The sequence below is a fragment of the Paracoccus sediminicola genome (assembly GCF_027912835.1).
Lineage (GTDB): Bacteria > Pseudomonadota > Alphaproteobacteria > Rhodobacterales > Rhodobacteraceae > Paracoccus > Paracoccus sediminicola.
Window position 1 is genome coordinate 20,043 of record NZ_CP115769.1, and the last position, 15,250, is coordinate 35,292.

Consider the following 15,250-nt stretch of genomic DNA (forward strand, 5'->3'; position numbering starts at 1 on the left):
GGGCTTCGGGCTGTCTATCTGGTGTAGAACCCCAAGATGGATGCCGTCTCCATATCACCGCTCTTCACTCTCGCCGCCAGCCAAACTCGCCTGAGGGAGAAATCCCGTTTGGCTTGTGAGAGTGGCGATCTTGCTCATGACATTTGACCTCGGCTACAGGTTGATCGAATGAAAGCGAGTCAAGTTTCATGATCGATATCCAGCCTCTCGCCATCCTGCGCGAAATCGACCGGACCGGTAGTCTGACCGACGCTGCGGATCGCCTGCACCTGACCCAGTCGGCCGTCAGCCATGCCATCCGCCGGTTTGAGGAGCGGCACGGCGTCAAACTGTGGGAGCGTGAGGGGCGCAAGCTGCGGCTCACGCCGACGGGGGAATATCTGCTGGGGCTGGCCGCACGGGTCTTGCCGCAGCTCGAACACGGCGCTTCAGTGCTGGAGGACTATGCCCGCGGGCGGCGCGGGGCGATCCGGGTGGGCATGGAATGCCACCCCTGCCAGAACTGGCTGATGCGGATCGTGGATCCGTTTCTTGCCGCATGGCCGGATGTCGATCTGGACGTCACCTCGGCCTTCCAGTTCGGGGGGCTCGCCGCCCTGCTTGGGCATGAGATCGATCTGCTGGTCACCCCCGATCCGGTCGAGCGTCCGGGGCTCGAATACCGGCCGGTGTTCAACTACGAATTGGTCCTGGCTGTCGCCGACGATCACCCGCTGGCCCGGAAGCGACAGATCGCGCCCGCCGACATGGCCCGCGAGACGCTGATCACCTACCCGGTCGCGCGCGAAAGGCTGGATATCTACACGCAGTTCCTCGTGCCTGCCCACGCCCTGCCGCGCCGCCATCGAACGGTCGAAACCACCGATCTGATGCTGCGGCTGGTCGCCTCGGGCCGCTCGGTCAGCGCCACGCCCGACTGGCTGCTGCAGGGGGTAAAGGGCGTTACAGGCGTGCGCATCGGCGCCGGGATCCCCAAGTCCATCCATCTGGGCTATCGGGCCGGGACTTTGCCAAACTATCTCGAAAGCTTCATCCAACTTGCGGAAACCGTCGAGATCTGACGGCCTGGTCCAGGCACGGGGTCAACAGAATCGCATGACTTCATGTCATTCAGTTTCGATAAGAAGTCATTTTTCTTCATGTATCATATCCGGCAGAAGGCCTCATGACCTCTGACAGGAGACCGGATCGCCATGACCGAGCCCTTCGCATTCCAGATCAAGCGCCTTCGGTTTGACGAGGGCTACACGCCAGAGGCCGGCACGAGGTTGACCACCAATTTCGCCAACCTCGCGCGCGGCGCGCACCGGAAGCAGAACCTGGCAAACGCGCTGCGGATGATCGACAACCGGTTCAACGATCTGGCCAGCTGGGACAACCGCCACGCCGATCGCTACGCGGTCGAGTTGGACATCGTCTCGGTCGATCTGGACCTTGACGGCAGCGGCACGGCTTTCCCAGCAATCGAGGTGCTGCAGACCACGATCCTCGACCGCAGGACCGGCGCGCGCCTCCCTGGGCTCGTAGGCAACAACTTCTCCTCCTATGTGCGTGATTACGATTTTAGCGTGGTGCTGCCCGAACATAACAAGGGCCGCGATGGCTTCTCGTTGCCTGAAGGGTTCGGCGCGCTGCACGGCCGCATCTTCAAGGCATTCGTTGCGTCGGAGACCTACCGGGCGCAATTCCCCAAGCCGCCGGTGATCTGCCTGAGCGTGTCGGAGACCAAAAGCTATGAGCGCACCGCCAACATCCATCCCGTGCTGGGGGTAGAATATGTGCCAAGCGGTGCCTCGCTGACCGAACAGTATTTCGGCAAGATGGGCCTCGGGGTGCGCTACTTCATGCCACCCAAAAGCGTGGCTCCGTTGGCCTTTTACCACGTGGGCGACCTGCTGAACGATTACACCAATCTCGAGCTGATCGGCACCATCAGCACGATGGAAGCCTTCCAGAAAATCTATCGCCCCGAGATCTACAACGCCAATTCCGTGGCCGGGCAGACCTATCGGCCCAGCCTTAGTCACCAGGACTACTCGCCGACCCGCGTGGTCTATGACCGTGAGGAGCGCAGCCGTCTGGCGACCGAACAGGGCCGATTTGCCGAGGAAACCTTCATCAAGCCGTATCGCGCGCGGTTAGCCGAATGGGCCGCCCGGTCCGCCGCCTGACCCCACGACCAAGAAAGACATGACCATGACCAAACTGCTCCGCACCTCCACCGCCGGCAGCCTGCCGAAACCCTCCTGGCTGGCCGAGCCCGAAAAACTCTGGTCGCCCTGGAAGGTGGAAGGCGAGGCACTGGCGCAGGCCAAGCAGGACGCCCTGCGCGTGACGCTTGCCGAACAGCGCGGCGCCGGCATCGACATCGTGAGCGACGGCGAACAGACGCGCCAGCATTTCGTCACCACCTTCATCGAGGGGCTGGAGGGCGTCGACTTCGAAAAGCGCGAAACGGTGCGCATCCGTGATCGCTATGACGCCAGCGTGCCGACGGTGGTCAGCGCCGTGTCCCGGCCCCGTTCGGTCTTTGTCGAGGATGCGAAGTTCCTGCGCGCCCAGACCGATGCACCGATCAAATGGGCACTGCCCGGGCCGATGACCATGATCGACACGCTGTATGACGCGCATTACCGCAGCCGCGAAAAGCTGGCCTGGGAATTCGCCACGCTTCTGAACGAAGAGGCGAAGGAACTTGAGGCCGTCGGCGTCGACATCGTCCAGTTCGATGAGCCCGCCTTCAACGTCTTCTTCGACGAGGTGAACGACTGGGGCATGGCAACGCTGGAGCGCGCCATGGAGGGGCTGAAATGTCAGAAGGCCGTCCACATCTGCTATGGCTACGGCATCAAGGCGAATACAGACTGGAAGGCGACGCTCGGTTCGGAATGGCGGCAGTATGAGATGATCTTCCCGGCGATCCAGAAATCCGGCGTCGATCTGGTGTCGCTGGAATGTCAGAACAGTCATGTCCCAATGGACCTGATCGAGCTGATCCGGGGCAAGAAGGTGATGGTGGGCGCCATCGACGTCGCGACGAACAAGGTCGAGACGCCCGAGGAGGTCGCCGCCACCCTGCGCAAGGCGCTGCAATTCGTCGATGCGGACAAGCTCTATCCCTGCACCAACTGCGGGATGACGCCCCTGTCGCGGCAGGTCGCACGCGGCAAGCTGGAGGCCCTGAGTGCGGGCGCCGAGGTCATCCGGCGCGAGCTGGGGGCCTCTGTGGCGGCATGACCTCGACGCTCCCGGAGTTCGACCCTGATGCGCTGCGCGCCTGTTGCAGCCGTTTCGCCACCGGCATGGCGGTCGTGACGACCCGCACGCCCGAGGGCGATCACGGCATGACCATCAGCGCCTTCATGTCGGTCTCGCTCGACCCGGCGCTGGTGTGCATCTCCGTGGGATGCGGGGCGCGGATGCTGCCCAGACTACGCGCCTCGGGCCACTATGCGGTCAACATCCTGGCCGAGGACATGCGCCCCCACGCCCTGCATTTCGCCGGACGGCCCGATCCGGGCCTGCGCGATCTGTTCGAAGACCGGCACGGCCTGCCTGTCCTGCGCGGGGCTGCGGCGGTTCTGGTGACGGATGTGGTCCAGACCATCGAGGCCGGAGACCATGTGCTGCTGATCGGCAAAGTCCGGCATATCGAACATGAACCCGTCGCGAGGCCGCTGCTGCATCACGCAGGGCAATTCAGCGGCGTCAGTGCCGCTGTTGCCTGAACTGGGTGTAGATCAAGATCGGGGCCTGCCATGGTGCAGGCCCCGATAGCTTTGATAGAGACGCTCAGACAGGTTCCGGCGCGACCGAGGCGATTATGCTCTGGTCCAGCGCCTCGAAGTCATTGAGACGGATGGTGTCGTATAGCTCCTTCCGGGTCTGCATCTGGTCCAGCATCGCGGTGGTCGCCCCGTCACGGGCCAGCGCGGCATAAAGCCGTTCCTGCGCCTTGTTCGCCACCCGCAGGGAGGAGACGGGCCAGATCACCATGTCATAGCCAAGTTCTTCAAACTCCTCCGCCGTCAGCGCGGGGGTGCGGCCGAATTCGGTCATGTTGGCCAGCAGCTTGACGCCCGGCAGGGCGGCGCGCATCTCGCGGAACATCTCGACGCTGGTCAGCGCTTCGGGGAAGATCGCATCGGCCCCAGCCTCGACGTAGAGCTTCGCACGCGCCACGGCGCCCTCGATCCCCTCTGACGCGGCCGCATCGGTGCGGGCGATCACCACGAGGTCACGCGACGCCTTTGCCGCCGCCGCGACCTTGACCGCCATATCCTGCGGCGCGACCAGCCGCTTGTCGTTCAGATGGCCGCATTTCTTTGGCAGGAACTGGTCCTCCAGATGGACCGCCCCGGCGCCTGCCTCCTCGAAGCAGCGCACCATGTGCATGACGTTCAGCGCCTCGCCATAGCCGGTATCGCCATCCACCAGCAGCGGTAGCCCAGAGGCACGTGCGATCTGGCGGATGAAGAAACAGACCTCGTCCACCGTGATGATACCAAGGTCCGGCAGACCCATGGAGGCGGTCATCGCTGCGCCCGATAGGTAGAGCCCGTCGAACCCGGCCGCCTTTGCCTGCAAGGCGGCCTGCCCGTTGTGGGCGCCGGGCAGGCGCAGGATGCCGGGACGGTCCAGCAAGGCGCGGAAGCGTTGGCCCGCCGTGGCGGTCGGCAAGTCGTCTGCGATCAGATAGGTCATGCGCTTACTCCGCCGCCGCCAAAGGGGTGAACCCGCGCTTGGCGAGCGGCACGAAGGCCCGGTTCTCGGGGCCGGTGTAGTTGGCCGAAGGGCGGATGATCTTGTTGTCCTGCCGCTGTTCGATCACATGCGCCCCCCAGCCGGCGGTGCGCGCGATCACGAAGATCGGGGTGAACATGGCCGTCGGCACGCCCAGCAGGTGGTAGGAGACGGCGGAATACCAATCGAGGTTGGGGAACATCTTCTTCGCGTCCATCATCACCGCCTCGATCCGTTCCGCGATGGCGAACATCTTCATCGACCCGGCCCCCTGCGAGAGCTGTTTCGCCAAGGGCGTTCGAGAAATAGCGGATATGATCTACGGTGAATCCGTCGCGTTGCAACGTCCTACGCAGAACCGGGAGGAAGTCGATCAGATAGCTGCGCATGTCACGCGGGATGGCGATGCTGCCGCCAGATCGGCTCAGGGTCACGAGACCTTCCTCCAGCCGCGCAAGAGGTGTGGCCCCGTCCAGAGCGCGTTGCCCGCACAGGTGATAGTCCTTGCAAATCGCAACCGTCAGCCAGCGTTCCAGTTCTTCAAGGGTCAGGCAGGCCCGTCTTTCGCTGTCGTATGCGCCGCGCTGCGCCGTGTTGGAAAATGTCGTGCCCGGCAACTGGTGAATACGCCGCATGAGGGTGCCGATCACACGCTCTACAATGCCACCGAACTGAGGTTGCCCCGGCGGTCGCCAGTCGATCTCGATGCCATGTTGCGCGCACCCGCGCTCGAAAGCCTGCGAGTGGAACTCGCCCGCATTGTCCACGCCGATCTTCTTTGGCTTTCCCGCAATCGGCCACTCCACATCCGTAACGCCGCGCGCTGTCATCCAGGCTTTCTTATCGTCGGCGACGTGGGCGAGGCACAGGCCGACGCTCGCGGCGGAAGGGGGATCAAGGCTAAGATGGAAGCCCGCGATCATCCGGCTCATCACGTCGATCGCAACCGTCAGATATGGCCGCCCGATTGGCAGACGCTCAAACGGATCGACCAGAATGACATCGACCGGCGTGTGATCGATCTGCACGACGTCGAGCGGGTATTTCGGGATCGGGGTCGCGCCGAGGATCGGCTTTGTTCCCGGATCACTTTCGCGGAGCCGTGACGCGACACCCTTGTCGATCCGGTTAACCCGTCGCCTGATCGTGGCTTCGCTCGGAGGCGAAATGCCCGCCTTGCGGCACTCGACCTGAACCACCCTCACGATTTCCGAGGGGCGCGCTTTCTGCCGTTTGAGATAGCGGCCTTCGATGACATGACCGATGATCGCTTCCCGATCCCCCGCAATCCGCGTCTTGCGCGGAGCACCGCGGCCATCGCGCGGCAAGAGCGCCGTGACCGCGCCGTTTTCCTCACGAAGCCGGCGGATCAGCCTGTAAGCCCAACGTTCGGAAATTTTCAGATCAATCGCTGCAGCGCGGACGAGATGCGCTGGTGCTTCATCGAGCGCGGCAAGTGGCCGAAGCAAGGCCGCTGTCGTTTTTCACAAATAAGTTCAGCAGCCTGTCACAGACGGTTCAGTGAACGGCCGCAGCGTCGAAGCAGCCGTTCGCGCAGATCGCAGCGAACGGCTTGAGGGAGCCCACTTTGACCGATGCTGCGCAATAAACGAATGTCGGGTTCAGTGATAGCGCCGCGTTCGCAGCATGGTGTTTCCTATAGTCCTAGACCCGCAGGCCGGTACGTTCCAAAAACCGGTAAGGACGCTGTTGCAACGGCCGAACCGTTCCAATTGGTCGTTCTGCAAGAGCGCACCATGCGGAACTCAGTTCGCCTTCATCTCCTTCGGCGCGCCCGTGGCCATGTCGGTGCCGGTGTAGGGCAGACCGGCCTGCTTCCATGCGCCGAAGCCGCCCTCCATATGCGCGAGTGGCGACAGTCCGGCTTTCAGGGTAATCTCGGCCATCTTGCCGGACCGGGCGCCCGAACCGCAGTGTAGAACGATACGCTTTCCGTCCTGCGTGGGCAGCGCCTCGGGACGGAAGAACGCCATGGGCATCAACAGCGCCCCATCAATATGCTCCATTATGTATTCGGGCGGGGTGCGCACATCGATCAACACGATCTCCTGCGCGTCGAGCACCGCCTTTACCTTTTCGGGAGTCCAGTTTTCGAGTTGTGCCATGATCAGAACCTGTTCGCTGGTATCTTGAAGTAGCTGTTTCCATCAGCCTCCGGTTCCGGTAGTCGACCGCCTCGAAGGTTGACTTGGAGCGCGTGGAGCATCCTGTCGGGCAGGTTGAGCGTCGCGTCGCGTTCCTCGCGCACCTTGACGTAGTCGTCCTTTTCGACGCCGCCGCCCAGATGTTTGTTCGAGGCTTTCTGCTCGGCCACCGTGCTTTCCCACGCCGGGTCGTCGCGGCCTTCCGCGCCGTAGTCGTGTCCGATGAAGATCCGGAACTCATCGGGCAGCGCCAGGATCGCCATCAGCGAGTCGTAGAGCATGGCCGCCGATCCGCCGGGGAAGTCTGCGCGCGCGGTGCCGCTGTCGGGCTGCATGAACGTATCATGGGCGAAGACAGCATCGCCGACCACATAAGTGATCGATCCCAGCGTGTGGCCTGGCGAGAGCATCACGTGCAGGTCAAGATCGCCGATGCGGAACGTGTCGCCGTCGGCAAGAAGCCGGTCGAAATCGGCCTCCGGGTCGAATGCGCCCGGCGTGTTGTAGAAGTCGCGCCAGAGCCCCGCGATTTCCCGAACCTTCTCGCCTATGGCGTTCGGCGCGCCGGTCTTCTGCTTGAGATACGCCGCGGCCATCAGGTGGTCGGCATGAGGGTGCGTGTCGAGGATCCATTCGAGCGTCAGACCCTCGCGCTCAATCCAGTCGAGCGCCCAGTCGGCAGACTCGGTCGAGGTGCGGGCGCGGGCCGGGTTGAAGTCGAGAACCACGTCGATCAGTGCGCATTTTTTCGTTGCCGGGTCGATGCAGATATATTGGCAACTTCCTGAAGCTTCGTCGTAGAAACCAACGACATCCGGGCTTCCAGGCCCACGGGATGAACTTTTCGAATATGGGATTGTCATGCAGTCCTTTCCTTTTCGGTCATTCTGCGGCTTTGGCCGGGTCGGCCAGTGGTTGGGCAAGCGCCTTCCAGGCGTCGTGCTGGGACAGGAAGACGCGTCCGTTGAGCTGGTCGAGGAAGTGTGTGGTCTTGAGGCGGTCCATCACCGGACCCTTCACTTCCGAGAGGTGCAGTCCGACCCCCAGATCCGTGAGCCGGTGATTGATCGCCTCCAGGCTCTCGAGGGCCGAGTAATCGATCTCGTTCACCGCGGAGCACATGAGGATCACGTGGCGCAGAGCGCCGCCGTCGACCACGCGATCCTGGATCAGATCCTCGAGAAACCGGGCATTTACGAAGTAGAGGCTCTCGTCCACGCGCAGGGTGAGGACATGCGCATCGGTCTCGACCTCGTGCCGGTTGATATTGCGGAAGTGGTTCGTGCCGGGAACGAGCCCGACCTCGGCGACATGGGGCTTCGACGTCTTGTAAAGGTGTAGCGCGATGGACAGGATCACACCTGAGGCAACGCCAATCTCGACGCCCAGGGTCAGGGTCAGGAAGATCGTTGCCGCGACCGCTGTGAAGTCGGCGCGCGAATAGGACCAAGTCCTCTTCAGAATAGAGAAATCGACGAGGCTGAGCACGGCGACGACGATTGTTGCGGCCAACGTCGCGTTGGGCAGGTAATAGACCAGCGGCGTCAGGGCGAGCGCCGCAATCGCGAGGCCGATCGCCGTGAAAGCGCCGGCGGCCGGTGTCTCGGCGCCCGCATCGAAGTTCACGACCGAACGCGCGAAGCCACCGGTGACAGGATAGCCGCCGGTGAAGGCCGCACCGAGGTTGGCGGCGCCGAGGCCGATGAGTTCCTGGTTCGGGTCGATGCGCTGGCGTTTCTTGGCGGCGAGCGTCTGCGCGACGGAAATGGATTCCACGAAGCCGATGATGGAGATCAGGATTGCCGGGATCGCCAGTTGACGGATCAGGTCGGGCGCGAAACCCGGAAGGGTCAGCGGCGGCAGGGCCTGCGGCACCTCGCCGACGATGGAGACGCCTCGGCCTTCAAGATCAAGGACCCATACCGCGAGCGTCGTCACCACGACCGCCGCCACGGGGCCAGCCTTGGTGACGATGTCGGCCAGAAGCGGACCTGCGCCCATCCTGCGCAGGAGCGGCTTCAGTCCCTTGCGCACCCAGAAAAGAAATGCCGTCGCCGTGACGCCTATGACCACCGTTATCGGGTTGATCTGCCCCAGATGTGACAGAAGCGCGCCGACCATCTCGATCAGCGTATGGCCGCCCGCCTCGATCCCGAGGATATGCTTGAGCTGACTCGTCGCGATCAGGATGCCGGACGCGGTGATGAATCCCGCGATCACCGGGTGGCTGAGGAAATTGGCCAGAAACCCCAAGCGGAAGACGCCGAGCAGCAACAGGAAGCCCCCGGAAAGCCCCGCAAGCGTCAGCGCGGCGACGGCATAGCCCGCCGTGCCCTGCTCGGCGACCTGACCGACGGCGGAGGCTGTCAGAAGCGAGACCACTGCCACAGGCCCAACCGCGAGCGCGCGTGAGGTGCCGAAGACCGCGTAGAGGAGGATCGGTGCGATCGAGGCGTAGATTCCCGCCTCTGGCGGCAAGCCTGCCAGAAGCGCATAGGCGAGCGACTGCGGGATCAGCATGATCGTCACGATCACCGCCGCGACGAGATCGTTCGTCAGCGCGGATCGATCATACTGTCGGCCCCATGTAAGGACCGGCAGATAACGGGCAAATCGTAGCTTCATCGAGTTCTCTCAGGATTGGGGAACGGGGCGCAACCTGTGCGCCCCGCTCGCGAACGCGCGGTGGGCGGGAGGAGATGCCGGCGCGCCGTTCAGTTATTTGGCCGCGGTCTCGAGCTTTTCGGGCTTTGCCATCCATTCGCGGCCCCGGAGCATCGCCTGCCAGTAGATCGGCGGCAGCATCTTTTCCTTGAGGAACCACGCGGCGCGGCTTGGCTTCGTTCCGTCGATCACGAAGGACGGGAAACTCGGCTTCACCGCCCCTCCGTACCCAAACTCCGCGAGCACGATCTTGCCGCGCTCGACCGTCAGCGGGCACGAGCCATAGCCGTCGTATTGCGCCACGGCCGAGTGTCCGGCGATGTCGGCGACGATGTTCTCGGCAACGGTCGGCGCCTGTTTCCGCGCCGCTGCCGCAGTCTTGGCATTGGGTGCGTTCATCACGTCGCCAAGCGCCCAGATGTTGTCGAAGCTCTTGTGGCGCAGCGTCGCCTGGTCAACGTCGACCCAGCCCGCCGGATCGGCCAGCGGCGAGACGCGAATGAAGTCCGGCGCTGTCTGCGGCGGGCAGACATGCATCATGTCGAACGCCAACTCGACGCGGCGGGGCTCCCTCTCGGCCTCCTTGACCTCGAAGGTGGCCGTCTTCGCCGGCCCGTCGACCGCCACGAGATTGTGGAAGAAGTCCAGCGTCGCGTCGTACTTCTTCACGTATTCCATCAGTGCCGGCACGTAGTCCTTCACGCCAAAGAGCACGCCGCCCGCGTTGCAGAAGTGGATGTCGATGTCCTTGAGACGACCGGACCGATGCCAGTGGTCGGCCGAGAGATACATCGCCTTCTGCGGCGCGCCGGCGCATTTGATTGGCATCGGCGGCTGGGTGAAGAGCGCGGTGCCGCCGCGCATCTCCTGCACCAGTTGCCAGGTGTAGGGCGCCAGGTCGTAGCGATAGTTCGAGGTCACCCCGTTTCGGCCGAGCGTATCGACAAGGCCTTCGACCTTGCCCCAGTCGAGCTTGAGACCGGGACAGACGACGAGACGATCGTATTTCACGACACGGCAACCATCGAGGATGATCGCGTTGTTCTGCGGCTCGAAGGCCGCGACCGCGGCCTTGATCCACTTGACCCCTTTCGGGATCAGGCTGCCCATTGTCTTGGCGGTTTCCTGTGCCTCGAATATGCCGCCGCCGACCATCGTCCAGCCGGGCTGGTAATAGTGAATTTCGGCGGGATCGATGATCGCGATCTCGAGGCCGGGCTTGCGCGACTTGAGGCTTGCCGCGACTGCGATGCCGCCGGCACCCGCGCCGACGATGACCACTTTGTAGTGCGCATCGCCGGTATCGGTCGGGGTCTTGCCGCCGTTGGCGACGCGGCGCGCGACACCGTTCATGTCATAGCCTGCCGCCTTCGTCATGGCGAGGATCTCGGAGACGGGTCGCCTTTTCGCCTCGTGCAGCGACCAGAGTGTCGCCGAGCGTGTGCCGGTCCGGCAGTAGGCCAGGACCGGGCGTTGCACCTCTGCCAGCGCCTGGCCGAAGGCAGCAACGTCCTGATCGGTCACCATCCCCGACTCAACCGGGACGTAGCGCGTCTCGATTCCCTCGGCCTTGGCAGCGGCCTCGATCTCTTCGAAGCTTGGCTGGTCAGCGCCTTCCCCATCGGGGCGATTGCAGATGATCGCACGATAGCCTGCAGCCTTGATCGCGGCCATGTCCATGGCTGCGATCTGCGGGGACACCGTAGCTTTCGGCGAAATCTTTTTCAGTTCCATCGGCGTATTCCTCCCTATTGGTTTCAATCAGGGATCACACAGCAGCGCCGATGCGCCGCCATAGGCCCCGATGACCGCTTCAAGTGGATGGGTCTTCGTCTTGAATGATTGACACCATTTTCGCGCTGTACGCCCGGTCGCCGATGCGTTCGATCAACTCCAGTTGCAGCTCCAACCAGGCCTTATGGCCTTCTTCATCCATGGCGATCCTTTCGAAGAGCATGCGCGATCCGACATCGTTGGCCTCATAGGCTTGTCGGGCCGCGCTGAGATAGAATTCAATGGCCTCCTCTTCATCGGCAAGGTCGGCCTTGAACATATCCGGCAGGGTTTCCGCGCGCTTGGGCGATTTTGCGAAAGCAATCTCGGGCGTTCCTTTCAGGAACATGATGCGCTCGATGAACAGGTCGGAGTGTCCGATTTCCTCTGCCTGTTCCTCACGCATCTTGTCTGCCAGCAAATTGAGGCCCCAATCGTCGAGGACATGCGCGTGCAATTGATACTGATGCGCGGCGCTCATTTCCATTTGAAGCGCCTTGTTCAGGTTCTCCACCGTTGCGTTGTTCGACATTGTCTTCTCCTTTCGATGTGTAAGCGCAGTATCTCTCAAAGACCGTTCAGGGGCACCTTGAGCATCGGATTGCCATCCTTGTCGGTCGGCACCTCGCCTGCGCGCATATTCACCTGCAGCGACGGGATGATCAGCTTGGGCATGGCGAGGGTCGCGTCGCGTTCGTTGCGGAACTTGACGAAATCCTCCTTTGTCTTGCCATCGCCGACATGGATGTTGTGCGCCTTCTCGTCACCCACCGTGGTCTCCCACTGGATGTCGCGCCCGTTCGGCCCGTAGTCGTGGCACATGAACAGCCGCATCTCGTCCGGCAGGGCCAGGACTTTCTGGATCGAGTCGTAGAGTGTCGCCGCATCTCCGCCCGGGAAATCGGCACGCGCCGACCCGCCATCGGGCATGAACAGAGTGTCACCCACGAAGGCCGCATTCCCCATGACGTGTACCATACAGGCGGGCGTGTGACCGGGCGTGTACATGGCGAAGGCGGGCATGTTTCCGACCATGTAGGTGTTGCCGTCGTCGAACAGGCGGTCGAACTGGCTGCCGTCGCGCTGGAACTCGGTGCCTTCGTTGAAGACCTTTCCAAAGGTCTCCTGCACGACCATGATCTTCGCGCCGATACCGATTTTTCCACCAAGCTTCTGCTGGATGTAGGGAGCGGCTGAAAGGTGATCGGCGTGGACGTGGGTCTCGATGATCCACTCCAGCTTCAGCCCCTGCGACTGCACCTGCCGGATCAGTTCGTCCGCATGGTCGTAGGTTATCCGCCCGGCGGCGTAGTCGATGTCCATGACGCTATCGACGATAGCGCAGGCCGACGAGGACGGGTCCTTGACGATATAGCTGATCGTGTTCGTGGCCTCGTCGAAGAAGGCCTGGACCTCGGGTTTGATGGTCATGTCCACGGGGTATGTCATGGTTTTCTCTCCTTGAATGGTGCGGTGCCTCAGGATGCGACGCGCGGTTGCCCCAGCGACGCGAAGACGCGGCGCAGCCAGAAACCGACTATGACTGCGGCCAGGAACAGGGCAACTTCCCAGCGCCCGGTTCCGAGGGCCGGAATGGCCGCGCCCGGGCAGAAGCCGGCGATGCCCCAGCCGATGCCGAACAAGGCCGACCCACCGACGAGCTTCATGTCGATGTCGGTTCCGGTGGGAACCTGGAAACGACCGCCGAAGAGCGGAGCATTGCGCCGCCATGCCAGTCGGTAGCCGATCGCCGCCACGAGCAGCGCTCCGCCCATGACGAAGGCCAAGCTCGCGTCCCAACTGCCCGCGAGGTCGAAGAAGTTCAGGACCTTGGCCGGGTCCATCATGCCCGAGAGGGCGATGCCGGTGCCAAAGACGACACCCGTGAAAAGTGCAAAGACAAGCTTCATTGATCAGCCTCCGAAAACATGGCGGATGAGAAAGACTGTGATCGCGGCCGTTGCCATGAAGGTGGGCACGGCGACCAGCGACCGGACCGACAGACGCGACAATCCGCAGACCCCGTGTCCCGACGTGCAGCCGGAGCCGAGGCTGGCGCCGAGCCCCACGATGACGCCGCCTACGGCGATCATCGCCGGGCTGACCGGAACCGTCAGGACCGGCATCGTGCCGGTCACCGCGAAGATGAGCACGGGTGCGACGACCATTCCGGCGATCAGCGCGAGCCGCCAGGTCATCTCTTCCCGGCTCTCCGCAAAGATCGCGCCCGACAGGACGCCGGTTGCGCCGAAGATCCGGCCGAGCCCGAGCATCAGAAGGACCGCGCCAAGGCCGATCAGCAGACCGCCGCCGAACGATGTGATCGGAGTGAACACAGTCTCCATCTCAGCAGTCCCGGCAGGTCTTGAGGCCGAGCATGGAATAGAGCGGGCACATCTTCATCAGCGACGTCGCGAGCATGACGACGCCGACGACGGCCGCACCATATTTGAACAGAGGCTCGGCGAAGAGCTGCAGACCGCTGAAGAAGGCGAGATAGAGCAGGACCAGCCCCAGCGCGGCGCGCAGGATACGGTCGAGGGTTCCGACATTGGTCGTCATGGCGTCCTCCGGACTTGAAAGTTGACCATGACTTATAAGTTTGGCGGCACCGCTTCAGTGATATTGTCACCCAGCGATGATTTTTCTTCGGCGATCAGCTATGCGCTGTCGGCAAGCTCCCGCAGGGCCGGCTTGTTGGTGAGCTCGATTCGTCCGCGCGATTGGGCGATGAAGCCGCGCTTCTGGAAATCGTGCAGCACGCGCGAGATGACTTCTCGCGCCGTTCCCAGTTCGGTTGCGATCTGCGCATGGGTCGCCGCGATCTCCCTGTCGCCGCCTACCAGGGCGAGGAGGCGCTCGGCGAGCCGAACGTCGATCCGGCCGAACGCGACATCGTCCACAACGCGCAGAAGGTCGATCAGCCGCCGCGAATAGGCTGCGAACACGAAATTGCGAAAGGCCGCTTCATCGGCAACGAGGGCGTCGAAGGCAGGTCTCGGAAGGACGACGACGCTGATCTCGGACTCCGCCAGACCCTCAGCGTTGTAAGCCTCTTCCGCCAGCATGCAGGCCGTCGTCAGCACGCAGCTTTCGCCCGCATCGACGCGGTATAGCACGATGTCACGTCCGTTCTCGGAAGTCTGCGAGACGCGGATCGTCCCCTCCAGCAGGAACAACAGGCTATCGGGAATGTTGCGCGGACCGAATACTTCCTGACCTTTGGGATAATTGCGGATCTGCGCGACCTTTAGCAGCCGATCCCGCACACCGCGCGGTAGGGCTCTGGTCCCCTGAAATCGTTCGGTCCAGTCTCCAGTGCTCATCGCGCCCTCCGCGATGGCCAAACGATGCCCTCTTCTATTGGCGTGATGCGGGACAACAGCTCGCTCTTGTTCGACGCAATATCCGCAAGCGTCAGGTCGTCGAGCACCGCCATGAATGCCTTCGTCGCCTCGCTCAGTGCCCGCGATAGCTTGCAGATGCCGATCAACGGACAGGTGTTTTTTTCAGGGTTGAAGCATTCGACCACATCGAGCGGTCCTTCGGTCAGCCGGATGACATTCCCCACGACGATTTCTTCCGCAGGACGTGCCAGCCTGAATCCGCCGCCTCTTCCCCGCCTTGTTTCCACAAGTCCAGCCTGTCCCAGTTCGTGCACGATCTTCACTATATGCGGTCGGGCCAGCCCATGCACCCTGACCACGTCATCCACGCGGACAAGTTCGGGTGACCTGAGCGCGGCAAGCTGAAGCGATCGGAACGCGTAATTCGAATATGCCGTGAGCTTCATCTATGTCTCCCGGTGAAAGTTCTACTCGGTGTATAACTTTTTGCAGGCTGGGTGACAATGTCACTGAGCCCGCGCCCCCTCCACGGTAATTGGTGGCCAAACTCATTGAAAG

General features: G+C 62.7%; 16 protein-coding genes and 2 pseudogenes. 4 read left to right on the forward strand and 14 right to left on the reverse strand.

Going from position 1 to position 15,250, the window contains the following annotated elements; all coding sequences use genetic code 11:
* Window positions 1–188 precede the first annotated feature (188 nt).
* The 4 genes from PAF18_RS15700 to PAF18_RS15715 all read left to right on the forward strand — a co-directional run bounded on the left by PAF18_RS15700 (window position 189) and on the right by PAF18_RS15715 (window position 3,728).
* Window positions 189–1,061, forward strand: coding sequence for a LysR family transcriptional regulator (locus PAF18_RS15700; protein ID WP_090525264.1), 873 nt, complete (start codon window positions 189–191; stop codon window positions 1,059–1,061).
* Between the two features lie 132 nt (window positions 1,062–1,193).
* Window positions 1,194–2,171 carry a DUF1852 domain-containing protein gene (locus tag PAF18_RS15705; RefSeq protein ID WP_090525261.1) on the forward strand — a complete coding sequence of 326 codons (978 nt, stop codon included), beginning with the start codon at window positions 1,194–1,196 and terminating at the stop codon, window positions 2,169–2,171.
* A gap of 25 nt (window positions 2,172–2,196) precedes the next feature.
* Complete coding sequence (locus tag PAF18_RS15710) at window positions 2,197–3,237, forward strand: methionine synthase (protein ID WP_271118203.1); 1,041 nt, start codon at window positions 2,197–2,199, stop codon at window positions 3,235–3,237.
* Window positions 3,234–3,728: a flavin reductase family protein gene (locus tag PAF18_RS15715; protein ID WP_090525257.1), complete on the forward strand. Its 495-nt coding sequence runs from the start codon at window positions 3,234–3,236 to the stop codon at window positions 3,726–3,728. The genes PAF18_RS15710 and PAF18_RS15715 overlap by 4 nt, the downstream gene beginning before the upstream one ends.
* Before the next feature lie 64 nt (window positions 3,729–3,792).
* On the opposite strand, the gene prpB is transcribed toward PAF18_RS15715, so the two are convergent.
* From prpB to PAF18_RS15785, 14 genes and pseudogenes are all read right to left on the reverse strand, one after another.
* Entirely contained in the window at window positions 3,793–4,704 is a 912-nt protein-coding gene (gene prpB / locus PAF18_RS15720) for a methylisocitrate lyase (protein WP_090525255.1), read from the reverse strand.
* Window positions 4,705–4,708: 4 nt separating this feature from the next.
* A pseudogene (locus tag PAF18_RS15725) lies at window positions 4,709–5,035 on the reverse strand (citrate/2-methylcitrate synthase); the annotation flags it as partial.
* A 328-nt stretch (window positions 5,036–5,363) separates the two neighbouring features.
* Window positions 5,364–5,948, reverse strand: a pseudogene (locus PAF18_RS17590) (transposase); the annotation flags it as partial.
* A gap of 561 nt (window positions 5,949–6,509) precedes the next feature.
* Complete coding sequence (locus tag PAF18_RS15735) at window positions 6,510–6,869, reverse strand: rhodanese-like domain-containing protein (RefSeq protein ID WP_271118204.1); 360 nt, start codon at window positions 6,867–6,869, stop codon at window positions 6,510–6,512.
* Window positions 6,870–6,871: 2 nt separating this feature from the next.
* On the reverse strand, window positions 6,872–7,771 hold the full coding sequence (locus PAF18_RS15740) for an MBL fold metallo-hydrolase (protein WP_271118205.1): 900 nt from the start codon (window positions 7,769–7,771) through the stop codon (window positions 6,872–6,874).
* Window positions 7,772–7,790: 19 nt separating this feature from the next.
* On the reverse strand, window positions 7,791–9,533 hold the full coding sequence (locus tag PAF18_RS15745) for a SulP family inorganic anion transporter (RefSeq protein WP_271118206.1): 1,743 nt from the start codon (window positions 9,531–9,533) through the stop codon (window positions 7,791–7,793).
* Between the two features lie 93 nt (window positions 9,534–9,626).
* Window positions 9,627–11,306, reverse strand: a complete 1,680-nt coding sequence (locus PAF18_RS15750; protein WP_271118207.1) for a bifunctional protein tyrosine phosphatase family protein/NAD(P)/FAD-dependent oxidoreductase — start codon at window positions 11,304–11,306, stop codon at window positions 9,627–9,629.
* 79 nt (window positions 11,307–11,385) lie between these two features.
* Window positions 11,386–11,877, reverse strand: coding sequence for a bacterioferritin (locus PAF18_RS15755; RefSeq protein ID WP_147101616.1), 492 nt, complete (start codon window positions 11,875–11,877; stop codon window positions 11,386–11,388).
* Window positions 11,878–11,912: 35 nt separating this feature from the next.
* Complete coding sequence (locus PAF18_RS15760) at window positions 11,913–12,794, reverse strand: MBL fold metallo-hydrolase (RefSeq protein WP_271118208.1); 882 nt, start codon at window positions 12,792–12,794, stop codon at window positions 11,913–11,915.
* Between the two features lie 29 nt (window positions 12,795–12,823).
* Window positions 12,824–13,255 (reverse strand): DUF6691 family protein, encoded by a 432-nt coding sequence (locus tag PAF18_RS15765; RefSeq protein WP_238373319.1) that lies wholly within the window; start codon window positions 13,253–13,255, stop codon window positions 12,824–12,826.
* A 3-nt stretch (window positions 13,256–13,258) separates the two neighbouring features.
* Window positions 13,259–13,690: a YeeE/YedE family protein gene (locus PAF18_RS15770; RefSeq protein WP_238373320.1), complete on the reverse strand. Its 432-nt coding sequence runs from the start codon at window positions 13,688–13,690 to the stop codon at window positions 13,259–13,261.
* A 1-nt stretch (window position 13,691) separates the two neighbouring features.
* Window positions 13,692–13,907, reverse strand: a complete 216-nt coding sequence (locus tag PAF18_RS15775) for a YgaP family membrane protein (protein WP_238373321.1) — start codon at window positions 13,905–13,907, stop codon at window positions 13,692–13,694.
* A 98-nt stretch (window positions 13,908–14,005) separates the two neighbouring features.
* Window positions 14,006–14,671, reverse strand: coding sequence for a Crp/Fnr family transcriptional regulator (locus tag PAF18_RS15780; protein ID WP_238373322.1), 666 nt, complete (start codon window positions 14,669–14,671; stop codon window positions 14,006–14,008).
* Window positions 14,668–15,138, reverse strand: a complete 471-nt coding sequence (locus PAF18_RS15785; RefSeq protein ID WP_271118209.1) for an Rrf2 family transcriptional regulator — start codon at window positions 15,136–15,138, stop codon at window positions 14,668–14,670. Before PAF18_RS15785 ends, PAF18_RS15780 begins: the two co-directional genes overlap by 4 nt.
* Between the last annotated feature and the right edge of the window lie 112 nt (window positions 15,139–15,250).

Bases quoted from the DNA above. Each gene is read 5' to 3' on its own strand.
- PAF18_RS15785 (WP_271118209.1), bottom strand. From the start codon at position 15,138: ATGAAGCTCACGGCATATTCGAATTACGCGTTCCGATCGCTTCAGCTT.
- PAF18_RS15755 (WP_147101616.1), bottom strand. From the start codon at position 11,877: ATGTCGAACAACGCAACGGTGGAGAACCTGAACAAGGCGCTTCAAATG.
- PAF18_RS15700 (WP_090525264.1), top strand. From the start codon at position 189: ATGATCGATATCCAGCCTCTCGCCATCCTGCGCGAAATCGACCGGACC.
- PAF18_RS15775 (WP_238373321.1), bottom strand. From the start codon at position 13,907: ATGACGACCAATGTCGGAACCCTCGACCGTATCCTGCGCGCCGCGCTG.
- PAF18_RS15705 (WP_090525261.1), top strand. From the start codon at position 1,194: ATGACCGAGCCCTTCGCATTCCAGATCAAGCGCCTTCGGTTTGACGAG.
- PAF18_RS15765 (WP_238373319.1), bottom strand. From the start codon at position 13,255: ATGAAGCTTGTCTTTGCACTTTTCACGGGTGTCGTCTTTGGCACCGGC.
- PAF18_RS15770 (WP_238373320.1), bottom strand. From the start codon at position 13,690: ATGGAGACTGTGTTCACTCCGATCACATCGTTCGGCGGCGGTCTGCTG.
- PAF18_RS15745 (WP_271118206.1), bottom strand. From the start codon at position 9,533: ATGAAGCTACGATTTGCCCGTTATCTGCCGGTCCTTACATGGGGCCGA.
- PAF18_RS15750 (WP_271118207.1), bottom strand. From the start codon at position 11,306: ATGGAACTGAAAAAGATTTCGCCGAAAGCTACGGTGTCCCCGCAGATC.
- PAF18_RS15760 (WP_271118208.1), bottom strand. From the start codon at position 12,794: ATGACATACCCCGTGGACATGACCATCAAACCCGAGGTCCAGGCCTTC.
- PAF18_RS15710 (WP_271118203.1), top strand. From the start codon at position 2,197: ATGACCAAACTGCTCCGCACCTCCACCGCCGGCAGCCTGCCGAAACCC.
- prpB (WP_090525255.1), bottom strand. From the start codon at position 4,704: ATGACCTATCTGATCGCAGACGACTTGCCGACCGCCACGGCGGGCCAA.
- PAF18_RS15735 (WP_271118204.1), bottom strand. From the start codon at position 6,869: ATGGCACAACTCGAAAACTGGACTCCCGAAAAGGTAAAGGCGGTGCTC.
- PAF18_RS15740 (WP_271118205.1), bottom strand. From the start codon at position 7,771: ATGACAATCCCATATTCGAAAAGTTCATCCCGTGGGCCTGGAAGCCCG.
- PAF18_RS15715 (WP_090525257.1), top strand. From the start codon at position 3,234: ATGACCTCGACGCTCCCGGAGTTCGACCCTGATGCGCTGCGCGCCTGT.
- PAF18_RS15780 (WP_238373322.1), bottom strand. From the start codon at position 14,671: ATGAGCACTGGAGACTGGACCGAACGATTTCAGGGGACCAGAGCCCTA.